We start from the raw sequence: 15992 nt of genomic DNA on the forward strand, positions 1-15992 counted from the left end.
ACCGAAATAATTGTATGGACAGGTTTATTCAAGTGTTCTTTCCACTACAAACTTCGGTCTGGAATAGGAGCTGTGAATCTGCATATTCACAGTTCATTCTTTTTTATTTCTTAATTACATTATAACAGCTGTAGAGTCTCCCTGAATAAAATTTGGCTTTTAGCTTTTCGAGTGGCAACTTACATGAGTGGTAACTTACATTTATCTCCTAAATGTCAAACTAGCATATATAAAATTTAGAAACACTTATGGTTGAAAATGACATTCAAGCGTGATGTCTCTCTTTTTGGCCTGACTACTTTTTAACTGATCAATTATTTTCAATCTACATAAAACAGCGAAGAGCCAAAAACGTTTATAGGTGAAATATTATAGGGTGAAATATTGTAATGTATATAAGAGTAAAAAATAAGCTAAGATCGAAGAATAAATTAAAACCTATTTTCAGGTTCTCATCTGGATTATGAGATTACACCAATTGGACTATGCATAAAAATAATGTAAGAATTGTGATTACTATGAGCCCTATTTCCATGGCTCCTAATTCAAAAGTACCCACCTTCATATCTTCTAAATTGTTTAAGCCTCTATATATAGGTATTAATTTAGATTTTTTTCAATCTTTTTTCTGTACTCTTTTCTCCCTTCCCTTTCCTTATTTTTACTTTTTTCCGGGATTTAAATTCCCGATGGGGGTTCAATTGCGTCGTAAGGGCAATTTTCTGCGCATCTCCCGCATTCCAGGCATATTGACCCGTCAATTTTATAGATTTTCCCTTTGCTGATAGCCCCTGAAGGGCATAAATCCTTACATATCCCACAGGCTGTACACTTTTCTGTAATTTTATAACCCGACTCTGCCACTTTTGCTCCTCCGAAGGCGAATCTTTCACGTTTCGGGGGGATGCCGGATAAGTCATACATTTCTCCTACCCCTGAGGATAAACAAAATACTTCCAGAATATGTTTTGTATCCCCCGGGTATATTTCATCAAGAATCGGGTTTGCCTCAAATATTTTTTCCAGAAAAATGTTCTCAACGAATTCTATCCTTCCTCTGACCCTGACCATAACGTAGTTTTTATCCATGCCGACAAGTGCTATTTCCGGATTTTCCTTTAACTGCCTGTAATAGGGTTTTCCCCTTGCCGTGAGAAAATAGAGTTTCTCATTCTCAACCAGCATTACATCGTTCATCCTGACTGCCGGTTTTCCATCATCCACAGTTGCAACAGCAACGGATTTGATGTTTCTTAAAAACTCAAGTGGATCTTCCATGCTCCCGCCTTTAGATTTTCATTTTTACGTTTTCATTTTTACATTCTCTTTGTTTCAAATCTTTTTTGTTTCAAGTCTTCTCTTCACGTTTATCAAATGCGAATAATAGAAGCTATATCGAAGTTTTCCCTTCCGGCTAAGCGAGTTCTGATAAAGACTGCGCTGCTTGTATAGTATTATTTTGGATATTGTAATGATATATACCTTCACCCATCTACAAAGAAGCTGAAATAGTCCCCGGGGTTGACTCTTTTTTACCCTGGAAACTTTACTCCTTCCTTTTCCAGTAGGTCTCTGTCCCGTTGCAGGTTATGTATGCAGCTGCAGGGACCTGGCTGAGGACAAATCCCAGGTTCATCATATCCATGCAGGAACCCATGGAGTTTAACAAAATCAGGATTTTTGTCATTGGGGTCAGCAGGCTCAGAAACCCCAGGATAAAGGGCAGGGCTGCTGAAATAATTAGAAAAGGTGCTATCGTTATGAGAATGTACCTCGGCTTTGACAGGCTTTCTTCCGAGTAAACATATCCTCCGGAGTAAGTAATTCCCAAATATGTTTTCTCCGAACTTATAAAGTTGGGAATGAAGATAAGGTGCAGGAGTTCATGACTTAGCAGCAGCCCCATAAGACCTGCAAAGCCTTTCAGGCTTATGGTTGCGGACAACCCCTGTGCGGTTATTCCGAAGTCGGCGAGGGAAAAGGCTGTAAATATATTGAATATTTTTACGGTTGAAAGGGCGCTTAAGGCCATAATGGGAACCATTAACAATCCGATGCCTACGATATTTTGAGGTTCACGCAGCTGTATCCAATCACTGGCTATTAATTCCGATTGCCTTTCGGGATTTGTTTTCGGCATCTTTTTGCTCAGCCGGATAATATCTTCTCCCTTTTTTCGGTCACTGATATTAATCGGTTATCCGGCTATATGAATGGAATCAATCGAAAAAGCAAATGAACCGATCAGGGATAAACAATCTTCAATAATATATCATGGGCCAGACCAGAAACACGACGGGACCCAGATGATACAGGATCTCAAGGAATATCCCACCTGTCAGATAAACAGGAATGGTTAAGGGGAAAGCCACATGGATATTTTATATGTGCATTGCCTGGCAAGTTTTATAGTGATGAACCCGAAAAAAAGCTGCAAGGATTATTGCTTACCCTGTTACGGTCCGGTTTTGTACGATCGGATGGTCCGCACCTAAATATGTCCAGATCGCTTTCCCAAAACCCGTCAATGGAAATTTGAAGTGTGAAGGGCTTTTGCAAGATCAGGTTTTTTTGATAGATCGGGTTTTTGAGGAATATGTTCTTTTGAGAGATCATTTTTTTAAAAAATAGGGTTCTTTTGAAAAACGTCATGCTTCGACATAGTAAATCGTTACAATAATCACGGGAATTTTTGCATAGACTCCTCATATCAAGTGGCTTCCTTTTAACCTTTCTTTTTCTGGTTTTTTATTTTTTCCGGTGCCCTGTGACGCTGGCAACCAGCAGGAAATTATAAGATGCTGTTTCGTATAAGGGTGTAAAAAACCTGTTTAAAGAGTATAATTCAGTAAAAATATCTTTTTTGTACTATATTCTTAATTAAGGGCCTTTATAACCTTTACAGGAGATCTTTCTGCTATACTTGGGCGTCTTTTGAATGAAATTAATTTGCTCAGTGAAATCCCACTGTAAACCAATCTTTCGGGTATGTTGCTGTTTAATATGTATATCGTGAATTATATATTTCTTAAATAACATTCGTTTCTAATTTATATTTCTCTATCTATTATATCTTCTAAATACTAATTGCATGTTGGTACAATTTTTTGGTATAATGAGAAAGTACTTCCATCGGTTCATGAGGTGAGGATAGAATTAACCTTTACCGATTAATTAAGGAATAAATCCGATTATTGATTGGAAAAGTATTATCTATTCGGCGCATGTGCTGACTGGAAGTGGACTGGATCAACGACCTGAGAATCGTATCAAAAAATACATTCTGGGAGTGTAAATGTATGGTATTTAAGAAAGCATTAGCTATCTTGGTGTTAGTTTGTTTTGTATTGTCAGTAACAGCTACTTCAGCAAGTGCATGTACTGAGAAGAACTGTGATTGCAAAGACAACTGTGATTGCAAAGACAAATGTGATTACAGAGATAAATGTGATTACAGAGACAAATGTGATTACAGAGACAAATGCGGTTGCAGAGACAAATGCGGTTGTTTCTTCTTGTTTGACTTCCTGTCGCTGTTTTTCGGAAATTGCTTTAACAGCATAACGTGCTGGTGCATGTGCTAAATGACCTGAGAGAGAAGACAGAAAGCCAAATATAAATGCAAAATGTAAAACCAGGGACGACCTGTTCGTACGATTCTCCATGACAACGAATGGCAAAAATAAAAGTTGACCGGCGAGTTTGTCTGGTTTTACATTTTTTCTGATTCTAATCTGGTTTTTTGATTCCGATCCGGTAACAATTGAGGGAAGAGTATCTGGTTTTTAACTCGTTTTCTTCCCCCGGTATAATCTTCGGGTCCTTATCATTCTTTACAAAAAAGTCACTTTTTCCACTCTTAAAGCAATTTTTGCATCCAAACCGTATCAAAGAGCTTTCCCTTCTTCTTTCCTACCTCACGGAACCTCCCACACTCTTCAAACCCGTGATTCAGGTGGAAACGGATGCTTCCGTCATTGAGGGAGGATATATTTGCAAGGATACAGTGAAGCCCTTTTTCCCCGGCTCCTTCAAGGAGATATCCGAGCATTGCAGCTCCAATTCCCTTCCCGGTAAATTCGGGCCTTATGAAATAGGTTATCTCAGCGGTTCCTGCCAGGGTGGGCATCGGGGAGTGCGGGTGAAGCATCCCGAAACCCAGGAGATTTTTGTTTTCATCCTTTGCGGCGACAGTGGGATATCCGGCTGTATTCCGGAGGAAGAATTCAAAAAATTCGTAGGGGACTTTTTTTTCGGGGTAAGCGGCAAAACTGTTTTCGATGTAGTGGTTGAATATATCGATTACAGTTTCACGGTCTTCGGGGGACATAGGAACCATGTAATATTTCATTTCATGCACCTTCCTTTTAATGCACCTGTCTTCCCTTGGCGGGAATTTTTGTTCAGAAGCCATATCGAGAATCATTCTTTATTGCATATCGATTGCATATTGTATAGTTACTATACAATACTCAAAAATAATCCCCAAACTATTTTAATTTAGCTGCTATACAAAAATAGCCCAGATTTCTTTAGCTCTGTTTCTTCAAAAGTTTCGGGCCTGAACGTTTAGGATGTTCCGGTTCATTCGTACCGTTCCATGCATCGTTCAATCATTCTTTCAAAATGCCTGTGGACCATGAGCAGCTTTTCTATATCTGTGTCACTCATCTGCTCAAGCTCTTCCCTGATTCCGGTTTCAAGGGACTCGTGGAGGGCTTTGTGCCACTCAAAGGCTTCCTTTCCGAAACCGGTGAGTTCAAGCATGATATTTTTTTTGTTGTCAGGGTTCCTGGCCCTTTCTACGAGCCCCTTTTTCTCGAGTTTCCGCACCATCTGGGAAATTGCCCCCCTGGTCACTCCGAGATGGGAAGCGATAGACGCCAGGTTCTTTTCCGGGTATTTTCCGACCACTTCTATTATATGGAATTCTGAAGGGTAGAGGAATATGCCGTTTCCGAAATCCACGGGTTTTTTTTCAAGCATGTATGCTTTGTTCAGGGTACGGATTCCAGTCTCAAGAAGGGCGGTGACCTTTTCGTCCGGGTTCAAAATCTCTACCTGCTTTTTCTTTAATTGTAATTCCTGATGTATTCCTTTCTTGCTGGAATTGGGAGTGAGTTCCTTATATTTTTTTTGATGGAATCCATTCCTGCCATTTCTGCTCTTTTCCCCTACCCCCTTTTCGGGGACGGCTTATCCTTATAACATCTCCGTATGCCTGAACTTACAGGGCAGGCCTGTCCAGGAGTTCGAGGGCTTTACTTATAAGGTATTTCCGGTGTCCGGGATCTTTGCTCCTCCAGGCCACTCTCAGTAGCCCGTAGCTCATATAGAGGGGGAGGACCTGCTTTATCCGGTGGTATTCCTTTTCGTCCAGGCTGTAGTTTCGGAGGAAGCCTTTGATGTGGGGAATAGCGGCAGAAGCGGTACCTTTTCGTGCAAAATGGTGGAAGATTTCGGCGCTCAATATCCCGAGGTCATGGGCAAAATATCCGTGCTCTGTGGAGAGTTCGAGGTCAATTGCATATATTTTGCCCCTGTAGAAAAGGTAGTTTGCCGGAGTGGCATCGTTATGTGTGGTGCAGCCGTGGCCCCTGTCCAGGCGGGGGCCTTTTTCCCATTTTTCAAGCTTTTTTTCATACCGCTGCCTGGTAGAGCCGTGCAGGGGCATATGGGCCAGATTTTTGCGGATCTTTGTAAAATCCCTCTCTTTTTCGTAATTGCTTTTCGTGTCCCTGTGGAGTTTGCCAAGCAGGTGAGCTATGGCTCTTAACTTCTCGTCCAGGTCCTTTTCGTTTTTCAGGTACCAGGAAAAGGGCTTTCCGGGAATGTATTCTGTCACGAGCACGCAGTCGAAATGCCTGTTTGCTGCAATGGGATAGGGAGTATCGATTACTTTTTCAAGCCTTTTGAGTTTGTAATACTCGTTCAGCATGGCTCCCTTGCAATCGTATTTTTTTATCTTTCCGGTAGGTTTTTCTAAGAATTTTGCAATAACGCTAAAGCCTTCCCCTTCAAACTCATATCTGCAGACCTTGTGGGATGCCGGCCTGACCCTGAATTCCCTGACATTGCACCTTAAATCCTTTATCCTATGCCCCTGCATCCGGATCAGCCAGTTCCTGAAAGAATCTCCATGCTTCAATTTACGAACGTATTTCTCTGAAACTAAAATCCCCCCGGTTTCAGCAACAGATATCGGGATTCTTCCCGATCTTGTACATCAAATATTGAAATACTTACCTGTACTGGAATATTCAATCTTCTCGTCCGTAATCAATTTGAGCCTCAGGGTATAAAAGCACCGGACAGTTCCTGAACTATCCTATTCATAGTCAATAAATTTTGAATTATGTACAGGACCCGGATCACCCTTTAATCTCCTATTTTGTTAAACCAGAAAAGGACTAAATCCCAATGGAACAAACTTTATTTGTGTACGTCGGACATTTTACTGTTGCATATTTACTAAGTGGGATTCGGGTTATGGAAATACCCCCCCATTGCTTTCTTATTCGAATATGTTTTTTATGCGCTGGTGACCATTCTGGTCATGCCTCTCGTTTACATCCAAGGCCTGCTGGCGCTGGGGGCTTTCGGGCATCATATTCAGGAAAATGATCCCAGGAAAATTATTCCGGGAAGATAGCCTATAGGAAGATGGTCTTCAAGAAGAGTGCCTGAGGAAAGGAAAAATTATGTGAACGAAAACACCATATGTAAAATCATTTTCAGAGATCGGCATCTGGATATCAATACAACATAGAGGCTCTGAGAACGAGAGGATCGAATTGAACAAACAGAATTTGACCTATATAGTCATTTTTTTAGTTTTTTTGATAGTAGTATTGCTTTTCGCCTTAAGACCTGATGACCGTCCTTCCGCACCTGAAAGTCCGGCCGAGTTTGAGACCGTGAGTGTTGAAGAAGCCAGGGAAATGATCGAAAAAGACGATGTCTTCATACTTGACGTCCGCACCCCTGCAGAGTTCAACTCCTCACATATTGAAGGGGCAACCCTGATTCCTGTTACGAATTCCGGAGGGTCAAATTTGAGCCCTGATCAACTGCTTGAGGCCCGAATAAACGAAGTCCCGAAAGACAAAAAAATACTCGTTTACTGCAGGACAGGGCACAGAAGCGTTACCGCAAGCAAAATCCTGGTAGCTGCAGGATATTCCGATGCCTACAATATGGAGGGTGGGATCACCGCCTGGACAGGTGCAGGGTATCCTGTTGTAAGTTAAGCAGACCGGGATCTTCAGGCCGGGATAATGCTATTTTTTTCTGTATTGGCGCGCTCTGGAAGGCCTATCTCATTCCGAATCACCAGAAGTAGTCCTGAAGTCCACCTGCTTCTCCTACAAGCATCGCGCCGTTTTGCATTTACTTTTACAGTCACTCCTTCCCCAGGTACGGAACCCCATATGGATATTTACGCCCAGTTCCTCAGCCTGCTTGCGTGAGCTGGTGTCCAGGCAGCCTGTGCTGCTTTTCCTTCTTACCAGGTAACAGGCATTTTTTCCTGTGATGGTTTTTGCCTTGTTGGAATCATGAATGGTTAATTCGGATACCGGTTCGTAATCAAAAGAAAGGTCAACCCCGTATGATTCTACCTGTTTCTGGACATCGACTTTTTCAGACCGGTTTTCCAGGCCCTGCCAGTCATTATGAAACCTTTTGCCGGAATCATTCTTTTTTTCAAAAACGTTAACATCGTATCCATTTTTGTGAAGAATTATCGAACATCCCAGACCACTTATTCCTCCACCCGGGATATTTACTTCTTTTTCCATGTCAGCGCCAGAATAAAGTGGAACTCGGTACTATTTATAGTTGCTTTTTGGAGTTTACCGGCGACTTTTAATGTGAAGATGTAAACTGTGGAAAATATTCACTATGCTGAAAAACTCTACATGCATCATAGTTATACCGTATTTTTTCGGTTTTTCCTGTACCCATACAACTATATCCTATCCGTTCAGATTTTTCCCCATGCGCAGGATAATTCTTGCTTCTTCATCCCCAAGGCGAAAAGAACTGCTTAAACAGCTGATAGGAGACAATTTTGTTGTTTACCCGAGTTCCTATGATGAACCTTCTCAGCCGGGGCTGGACCCTGAAGAGTTGCTTTTGAAGCACTCTGTTGAGAAAGCCAGGGATGTGGTAAAACATTTTGATTCCGGGATTGTGATCTCTGCCGATACCTCGGTGCTCTATGACGGGGAAGTTCTGGGAAAGCCCGGCACTCCTGAAAATGCTGAAAAAATGCTGAAAAAACTGAGCGGGAAAAAGTTCAGGGTCGTAACCGGGCTTACCGTTCTGGACCTTGACAGCAGGAAGGAAATCAGCGAATTCGAATCAACAAATGTCTGGCTGGCTGAATTAAGCAAAGAGCAGATTTCAGCCTATGTCAGGACAGGAGAGCCTCTGGATAAAGCCGGGGCTTTTGCGGCTCAGGGAAAAGGAGCGGTGCTGGTGGAAAAAGTAGAGGGGGATTTTTTTAATGCTGTCGGGCTTCCTCTTTTTCGGCTGGAAAAAATTCTTGAAAGGCTTGGAGTTTCGGTATTTGATGAAAGCTTTTCCTGACTCTTCTTTCCCTCCCGGAAACCTTAGGCTTCTTTATTCGGGAGTTTGCCAGGTGCTGCAAAAGTAATAAAGCAATTGGAAGTAATAGTAGCAGATAAGGCTAATAGCGGACAGGGTTAATTTACCCTAAATTAAATTCACCAGAGGTGTTCCGAATGCTGCAAGTTTACAATACCCTGACACGAGAAAAGGAGATATTCAAACCTGTAAAGGAAGGTGAGGTTTCAATTTATGCCTGCGGGCCCACGGTCTACAATATGCCTCACATAGGAAACTACCGGACCTTTTTGATGACGGACAATATCGTGAGGACTCTCGAATACCTCGGGTACAGGGTAAAACTCGTGATGAACATTACGGACATCGATGACAAAACTATCAGGGATTCAAAAGCAGCCGGGATGTCTCTTAAGGCCTTTACGGACAAATACACGGCCGAATTCTTCAAAGGCCTTGACATGCTGAACATTAAGCGGGCTTTTGCGTATCCCAGGGCTACGGAAAACGTTGACGGCATGATAGAACTTTCACGGAAACTGATCGAAAAGGGGCTGGCTTATGAAAAAGAAGGTTCCGTCTATTACAGGATTTCAGGTTTTCCGGAATACGGCAAGCTTTCCAGGCTCAATTTTGACAACATCCTGATCGGCGCGTCTGTGGACGTGGACGAGTATGATAAGGACAATCCGAGAGACTTTGCCCTCCTGAAAGCCTCAACGCCTGAGGAAATCGAAAGGAGAATCTATTATGACAGCCCCTGGGGAAAAATCCGTCCTGGCTGGCATATCGAATGCTCGGTAATGGCAATGAACAGTTTCGGGCCTACCTTTGACATCCATACAGGAGGTGTGGACCTTATCTTCCCTCACCATGAAAACGAGATCGCCCAGTCCGAAGGCGCAACCGGAAAGCCCTTCGTATGCACCTGGATTCATGGGGAGCACCTTATAGTCGAAGGGGAGAAGATGAGCAAGTCCAAAGGAAATGTTTTCACCCTTCCCGAGATCGTTGAAAAGTACGGGGGTGAAGTTGTCCGTTTCATGTTCCTGTCCGTGCACTACCGGAAAAAGCTGGACTATTCCGAAGCCTTTGCAGAAAACGCAAAAAACAATTATCTGAGGCTTAAAGAGACGCTTGATAACCTTGAATTTGCCATGAAGGGGGCAGACGATAAATCGTATCACGGAGACCCAGAAACCCTTGGAATCCTTCCTGACCTTGAGGCCCAGTTCAGGCATGCCCTTGAAGACGACTTCAATACCCCCAAAGCCCTGACCGTTTTCAGGGAACTTTCGCGCGCAGCTAACTTATACCTTGAAGCCGGAAAAAACAGGAAAGTCCTGGAAAAAGTTTATGCCCTTTACAGGCAGTTTTCGGATGTTCTGGGCCTTTTTGTACCGGCAGGCAAAGAGGAAATCCCGAAAGAAGTTGTCAGGCTTGTGGAGGAACGTGAGGCTGCACGGAAAAAGAAGGATTGGGGAACTTCCGATGCCCTCAGAGAGAAAATAAGGGCACTTGGTTATGTCATACAGGACAAAAAAGAAGGGCCGAATGTAAAGAAAGCCGAAGAGAGTTAAAAATTTACTTTCCTTCCCTGTTCCGGGAAAAATCAAATTCGAATTTCTTCTTTTTCTCCTGTTTTTTTGCCGGCAGGGGTCTGCAGCGGGGAGCGCTGGAGGGAGGAATATAATTCATTCAAGCTCTGCAGAATCTTGAACCCCTTTTCCGTAATCATATAATCCCCTCTTTCGTGCTGCTGCAGGATAAGCCCGCTGTCCATAAGCTTCTGCAGGTGGAAGAGCAGGTTTCCGCCTCTGAGACCTGTGATCTCGGAAAAGGCTGAGAAATTTTTAGTCTCAAAGGCCACAGCTCTCAGGATCTCCAGGCGCTGGGGATTGGATACCGGTTCGAGGATTTCTCTCATGAGGATGCCGGGCTCAAGGGCTGAAATATCAGGCTTCTGTTCCTGGTTATTGGTATAAATCCTCATCGAGCGCATAAGATTAACCTGTTTTGTAAAAAGGGTGGATACCTCGGAAAAGCACTTTTCACACTTGCTGTAAGGGGCTCCAGATCTCATTCCCTGGAGTTTTTCCCTGTTCTCCGACACAAGGCCCTCATTCACCCTACCCTGTTTAATAAGCCCGGCATTCCTCTGAAGAAGGTCTGAAAAGGTAGACCTGCAGTTTTCTTTTTCAGGGCATTTCTTCACCATATTTTTTTCAAGCCCTGTTTCGATATCCTCATAAAGGTGGGAGAGAATCGCGTTTGAGTATTCCTGTCTTGAGCATTCCAGAGCCGTTTCAAAGCGCAGCCTGTTTGAGTATTCCATTACTTTTTTGATATCGCTGTGCATATCGCAAAGCTTTTCCCTGATAGCCTTTATTTCCGCCATTTCCGGGTCTTCCGGGGCTGCAGGGCTTTCAGGGATTTTTTCTTTTTTCCTGTCGCTATCTTTCATATTTTTACATCTTCCGGCTTTCCTTAAAAAGTTTCTGTTACGACCTTGAAGGTCATTGAGATATATGAATTATTTCGGGGCACTGGAATGCATTTAGTATATTTTGATGCCGATTAAGTATATATCAATAACTTACAGATAACTAATGGCATAAAGGCCAGTACTTGAAAGCGGAGGTGAGAAAAATATGGTAAAGTGCGGTATTTGCGGAGGAGAAGCCCCAAAACAGCCCTGTATAACCGAAGAAGGGACCTGCAACCTTTGCGGTAAAAAGGTTGTTCTTGCGGAAGAAAAGGAAAAGAAGTAACAACAAAAGATGTATTGTAGGCCTACTATTTAATTACGACACCACCTGAAAAAGAAGTTTACAGCATTAATTTCCCTTCAATAAAAGGGGATTAATGCCCTCTCTTTCTTGAAAACTGAAAATCCATACTGCAAGAAATTTGTGTCGCAAAAAATCTATGCTGCAAAGCTTCTCTGTTTTAATTGTATCCTCCTTGATTTTCTATTTTTAAGATTCCTCCTTAAGCTTCTACTCTAGCTATTTTCTTCCCCCAGGCTCGGAGAGATAACTGCGGAGGCCTCTAACATCTAAAATATGTCAACAATTATCTATTTAATTATATATTATTCTGTCTATCCTACTTGGTCCTTTCCGGGCCATATCCTTTTTTCTTTCATACGTCCCTTTGTCGTCTACAGAGTGTGGGAATTCATGGGCTTTAAAGATTTGATTACTAAAGACTCGAGTACAAATAATGATGAAAATGAAAAGTCCGACAGGAAAACTGTAAAAATGGGCCCTTTTTTAGCTGAATCAGGGAATGCTCCAGGCACGATAAAAATGACTCTCATCTCTCCTAAGGCCTTGGAACAGAAGTCTTTAGAGTCAATTAACAATGCAATGCTTCTTGTCAAGGAATTCTCAAAAAAGGTTGGGGACACTGTGGAGGAAACACCTGTTGAATTCAGACATTCTCAGGTACAGCTGTTTTTTAACCTTAATCTTACTACAGACGGTAGGGCAGCCATTAGCAAATCGGAAAAAGGAGCAAATCCGGAAGTAACATTTATGCGGAAAAATGAAGGGAAAGACAGCAGAGAAGCCATAGGACAGGGCAGGGAATAATGATATGGAGATGGCAAAAACTAAAGCTATACTCCTGAAAACACGGGCATAAAAACCAAAAAACGGTTGTATCAAGCCTTCATGATTACGCTTATATCCAGCCTTTCCGAGAGTTGTCTGTCCGGCCAATCCATCTACTCAAAAATATGGTGTTCTTGAAGGAAAAAATAAGTACAAGCCGTGCAAAGTAATTCACTATATGAAATCCAAGCTTCTTGCCCTAATCCTTGTCCTTTCGTTTGTAGCGAATGCTTACTTTATCTTTTTCTCTCAAGCCCCGGTTGAGGGGGAGCAGGTCCAGGAAATGCAGGAACGTATAAATTCCCTTGAAAAGGAAAATGGGAGACTTGAAACTCAAGCAAATCAGAATAACCAGTCTCTTCAGTCCTATGCTTCCCAGCTAGACTTCTATCGAGAGAGAGTTTTCGAACTCGAAAACAACCTTCAAGCATGCCCTGCAGGTATGGAAGGTTTTGCTACTCTGCAGGCTCCTGCCGTTTTCCAGAATGTTGAACTGGAAAAGTCAGGGCCTTTTGTCCGGGAAGTGGTCTCCGAAGAGGGGACCCTTCTCAATATCTCGACTGAAACAAGATCCGGAAAAGGCCGGGTTCTTGTCCAGACCACCCCTCTTATGGGAGTGGTTTTTCAGGACGCTGCAAATACTGCGGTTTTCGTGGCTCAGCAGGAGACCGGAGTTTCTCTCTCAGGCAGCGATGTTATTTTCAGCATTGCCTCTGATCAGGAGATCCCGGGCGTTGATGGCTCGAGTGCAGGGGCTCTCATGACCCTTCTTACAATTTCCGCAATCAACGGTACCGAACTTAATGACAGCATCACCCTTACCGGCACCATTGACGATGAAGGGAACGTCGGAAAAATAGGCGGGGTATTTGAAAAAGCTACGGCAGCAGAAGCCGGAGGAAAAACTCTCTTCCTTCTGCCCAGAGAAAACAGTGAGCTTGTCACTTATAAACTTGTAAGCCGAAAAATCGGAGGCATTGATGTCGTTCAGAGAGTCCCGGAAACTGTGGACGCAGAGGAATATATCGAGGAAAATGTCGGGATAAACGTCGAGTACGTGGACACGATTGAGGACGTGCTGGAGTATGAGGCATGAACTCAATTCCTTTTTAAGTTTTGTTTCTAAACAGTTCTGAAAAGGGATTTTCTTTCTCTATCCCTTTTTTCCTTAGCCTTTCATTTTTGAATTATATAATTAATTAATTAATTAATTAATGAGGTGGATCCTACTCTATTTCATATTCTTTGATGGTCATAATTCTTATATCTAAACCTTTATTTTCTATTTTTGATTCAAGAGGGGACCGGAGTGCTTGAAAAATTAATCCCAAAACAGAGGGAAATGTCTACCCGAGTCGGGGGAATGCTCACCCTTTTCCCGCATTATTTGCTTTTTCTTGCGGGGTTGGGCACGTTGCTATGTGGATGGTGTACGTTTAGGTCCTGCCGAGCAAACAGCGTTTTTCCCAGGACTACAGGCGGTTAAGGACAACCGAAGCCCTATGTATGACAGGATCCTTGAGGTCCAGGACGAGCTTGTCGAGATGAGGAAGATGATAAAAGAGCTCTCGGAAAAGGTCGAAAAGTTTTGGGAAAAGAGTCAAGATGAGCACTGAGCGTTATTAAAAAAAGGTTATTCCTGAACTCGTAAATCCTGGGATGAAACCACAGAAAAGATCACTTTCAAAAATACAGGCATTGTGGAACTTAAAGACATAAAATTAAGTGATAGGTCCCTGAACCTTTCTTTCTCCTGAAAGACGAAACAAAAGCAAGCTCCTACTCCATGCCTGACGTCAGTATATGCCATTGTAAAGGATCTAAAGTTCGATTTTAATATTCCTTATCTAATTTCAGTACTTCATATTAATATGTTCTTTTTTTATAAAACTGCATATATGATGTAAAACGCCACCTTCTCCTCCCTCCCCATTGACAGGAAGAAGACTTCTAATCTACATAAAACAGTGCTTTGGTGGTGTGGTTCAGCACGGGCAAGAAGGAGGAAGAGATCCTGGCGCGATCCATCGCCACAAATTTCTATAACAATTTCGAGGAGGGCCGTTCCGGGTCCGACAGGTGACTCATACAGTCATCGTAAGGCCGGACTGGAGAAGGAAATTCTGATTCTTATGGAGGAAACCATGGTTACAGAGAGAGAATTTGATTCGCTGCAGATGAAAAATATCGCTGTGGTGGAGGTGCCGATGGATGCGGATGTAGCAGCCAAGCGGCTTTCCAAAGCCATCACCTTCACTACCGTCTCCAACCAGGATCGCAGTGATTTTGATGAGAAAGCGTTCAATGATTTTCATCAATACCTGGTGGACGCTTATCCGCTTGTCCACAAAACCCTGAAACGGGAGATACTTGGTGATCCCCGTAAGTTCAGCCTGCTTTACACCTGGAGTGGCAAGAATCCGTCCCTGCCGCCAATAGTGTTGATGGGTCATCAGGATGTGGTGCCGGTGGTTCCTGGCACCGAACAGCAGTGGGAGCATGACGCCTTTTCAGGAGATATTGCTGATGGCTATATCTGGGGCCGTGGATCGCTCGATGACAAGATCATGATCCTTGCCATCATGGAAGCCGTCGAGATGCACCTCAAACAGGGCTTCCGGCCGACCCGCACAATCTATCTGGTCTTCGGACAGGACGAGGAGGTGACGGGCCCCGAAGGCGTGAAGCAGATTGTGAAAGAGCTGAAATCGCGAGGTATCAATGAGGTCGCATTGGTCCTGGATGAGGGCCTGCCACTGACTACCGGCCTGTTTCCCGGTATCGCCGCTCCAATCGCCCTGATCGGCACAGCGGAAAAGGGTTACACTACTCTGCAGTTGAAGGTAGCAGGCCCCGGTGGGCACTCGGCCATGCCGCCAAATAACTCCAACATCGGCATTCTGGCCCAGGCTGTCACCAAACTCGAGGCCAATCAATTCCCTTACCGGATCACACAGCCCGTGAGGGACCAGATGCGTTTCCTGGGACCGGAACTCCCAGAGAAGTTCCACGAGGTTCTGGCAGATATTGCTTTTGGCAACGAGACCGAAATGGCAGAGACTACAGAACAAGAACGTGCCCTGGAGTATACGGAAAACCCCACAGTGGGGTGGCAAGCCCGGAACACTAGCGAGGATCAGTTCATCAAATACATGCTCACCGGCCCTCAAACCACGGCGATGCTCCATACCACCACGGCGGTCACGATTGTCAATGGCGGTGTCAAAGAAAACGTCTTGCCGCCCATCGCCACTGCAGTGGTGAATTTCCGGATTTTACAGGGTGAAACCGTGCAGTCAGTTTTGGAGCAGGTGAGGAAGATAGTAAACGACAACCGGGTGGAGGTAACGGAACTTTCGGACTCTATCGATCCGTCCCCGGTGTCGGACCCCTGTGGCAAGGAGTACAGGGCGATTGAGAAGTCGATCCGCCAGACATGGGGTACTCCCGATCTTGTCGTGTCTCCGTATCTCGTCATCGGCGGAGCTGATGCCAAGTACTTCGCTGCCTCTATCGCCAGGAACGTGTACCGCTTCACCGCCGTGCGTGTCGAATCAGCGGCAGATGCCGCACGCTGGCACGGCGTCAACGAGCGGGTGCTTGTCAAAGAGTTTGCCAAATCTATCGGCTTTTTCCACCAGTTAATCACTAATGTCGAAGAGCTTTGATTTTCAACAACGAGGTCAAGAAATGCAAGGGGAGCAAACCATGAATATCACCACGATGAGGCTGCAGTAGTGGAGCAGTGCCACTGTGCAGTAGTGGAGCAGTGCCACTGATATCTAC

At 43.9% G+C, this 15992-nt stretch carries 15 protein-coding genes; 8 read left to right on the plus strand and 7 right to left on the minus strand.

Annotated features, from left to right (window positions below; all coding sequences use genetic code 11):
* Positions 1–678 precede the first annotated feature (678 nt).
* Both MSSIT_RS03480 and MSSIT_RS03485 read right to left on the minus strand, forming a co-directional pair.
* The gene (locus MSSIT_RS03480; protein ID WP_048170044.1) at positions 679–1278 is read right to left on the minus strand and encodes a pyridoxamine 5'-phosphate oxidase family protein; all 600 of its coding nucleotides are present in this window, start codon (positions 1276–1278) and stop codon (positions 679–681) included.
* A gap of 268 nt (positions 1279–1546) precedes the next feature.
* Complete coding sequence (locus tag MSSIT_RS03485) at positions 1547–2140, minus strand: DUF3267 domain-containing protein (RefSeq protein ID WP_048170046.1); 594 nt, start codon at positions 2138–2140, stop codon at positions 1547–1549.
* Between the two features lie 1253 nt (positions 2141–3393).
* Between MSSIT_RS03485 and MSSIT_RS22825 the strand changes: the two genes are divergently transcribed.
* Positions 3394–3564, plus strand: coding sequence for a hypothetical protein (locus MSSIT_RS22825; protein WP_156158780.1), 171 nt, complete (start codon positions 3394–3396; stop codon positions 3562–3564).
* A gap of 295 nt (positions 3565–3859) precedes the next feature.
* Here the strand turns inward: MSSIT_RS22825 and MSSIT_RS03490 are convergent, their stop codons facing one another.
* From MSSIT_RS03490 to MSSIT_RS03500, 3 genes are all read right to left on the minus strand, one after another.
* A complete protein-coding gene (locus MSSIT_RS03490; protein ID WP_048174481.1) occupies positions 3860–4351 on the minus strand; it encodes a GNAT family N-acetyltransferase in 492 nt (163 codons plus the stop codon).
* A gap of 233 nt (positions 4352–4584) precedes the next feature.
* Positions 4585–5052: a MarR family winged helix-turn-helix transcriptional regulator gene (locus MSSIT_RS03495; protein WP_231590397.1), complete on the minus strand. Its 468-nt coding sequence runs from the start codon at positions 5050–5052 to the stop codon at positions 4585–4587.
* A 175-nt stretch (positions 5053–5227) separates the two neighbouring features.
* Entirely contained in the window at positions 5228–6148 is a 921-nt protein-coding gene (locus MSSIT_RS03500; RefSeq protein WP_231590398.1) for a phosphotransferase, read from the minus strand.
* Positions 6149–6839: 691 nt separating this feature from the next.
* On the opposite strand from MSSIT_RS03500, the gene MSSIT_RS03505 reads away from it, so the two are divergent.
* Entirely contained in the window at positions 6840–7250 is a 411-nt protein-coding gene (locus tag MSSIT_RS03505; protein ID WP_231590399.1) for a rhodanese-like domain-containing protein, read from the plus strand.
* 114 nt (positions 7251–7364) lie between these two features.
* On the opposite strand, the gene MSSIT_RS03510 is transcribed toward MSSIT_RS03505, so the two are convergent.
* Positions 7365–7799, minus strand: a complete 435-nt coding sequence (locus MSSIT_RS03510; protein ID WP_052721500.1) for an NAD(P)-binding protein — start codon at positions 7797–7799, stop codon at positions 7365–7367.
* 199 nt (positions 7800–7998) lie between these two features.
* Here MSSIT_RS03510 and MSSIT_RS03515 point away from each other — a divergent pair, with 199 nt between their 5' ends.
* Together MSSIT_RS03515 and cysS are read left to right on the plus strand one after the other, a co-directional pair.
* The gene (locus MSSIT_RS03515; RefSeq protein ID WP_048174482.1) at positions 7999–8592 is read left to right on the plus strand and encodes a Maf family nucleotide pyrophosphatase; all 594 of its coding nucleotides are present in this window, start codon (positions 7999–8001) and stop codon (positions 8590–8592) included.
* Between the two features lie 155 nt (positions 8593–8747).
* On the plus strand, positions 8748–10169 hold the full coding sequence (gene cysS / locus MSSIT_RS03520) for a cysteine--tRNA ligase (RefSeq protein ID WP_048170054.1): 1422 nt from the start codon (positions 8748–8750) through the stop codon (positions 10167–10169).
* A gap of 32 nt (positions 10170–10201) precedes the next feature.
* Here the strand turns inward: cysS and MSSIT_RS03525 are convergent, their stop codons facing one another.
* Complete coding sequence (locus MSSIT_RS03525) at positions 10202–11053, minus strand: winged helix-turn-helix domain-containing protein (RefSeq protein ID WP_048170057.1); 852 nt, start codon at positions 11051–11053, stop codon at positions 10202–10204.
* A gap of 718 nt (positions 11054–11771) precedes the next feature.
* On the opposite strand from MSSIT_RS03525, the gene MSSIT_RS03530 reads away from it, so the two are divergent.
* The 4 genes from MSSIT_RS03530 (at position 11772) to MSSIT_RS03545 (ending at position 15874) form a co-directional block, all read left to right on the plus strand.
* Positions 11772–12185, plus strand: coding sequence for a hypothetical protein (locus MSSIT_RS03530; protein WP_048170059.1), 414 nt, complete (start codon positions 11772–11774; stop codon positions 12183–12185).
* A gap of 199 nt (positions 12186–12384) precedes the next feature.
* Positions 12385–13302, plus strand: a complete 918-nt coding sequence (locus MSSIT_RS03535) for a S16 family serine protease (RefSeq protein WP_048170061.1) — start codon at positions 12385–12387, stop codon at positions 13300–13302.
* 301 nt (positions 13303–13603) lie between these two features.
* Complete coding sequence (locus MSSIT_RS03540; protein WP_231590400.1) at positions 13604–13822, plus strand: hypothetical protein; 219 nt, start codon at positions 13604–13606, stop codon at positions 13820–13822.
* Between the two features lie 528 nt (positions 13823–14350).
* The gene (locus MSSIT_RS03545; protein WP_197080333.1) at positions 14351–15874 is read left to right on the plus strand and encodes a M20 family peptidase; all 1524 of its coding nucleotides are present in this window, start codon (positions 14351–14353) and stop codon (positions 15872–15874) included.
* Positions 15875–15992: the final 118 nt, after the last annotated feature.

Source organism: Methanosarcina siciliae T4/M, assembly GCF_000970085.1.
GTDB classification, from domain to species: domain Archaea; phylum Halobacteriota; class Methanosarcinia; order Methanosarcinales; family Methanosarcinaceae; genus Methanosarcina; species Methanosarcina siciliae.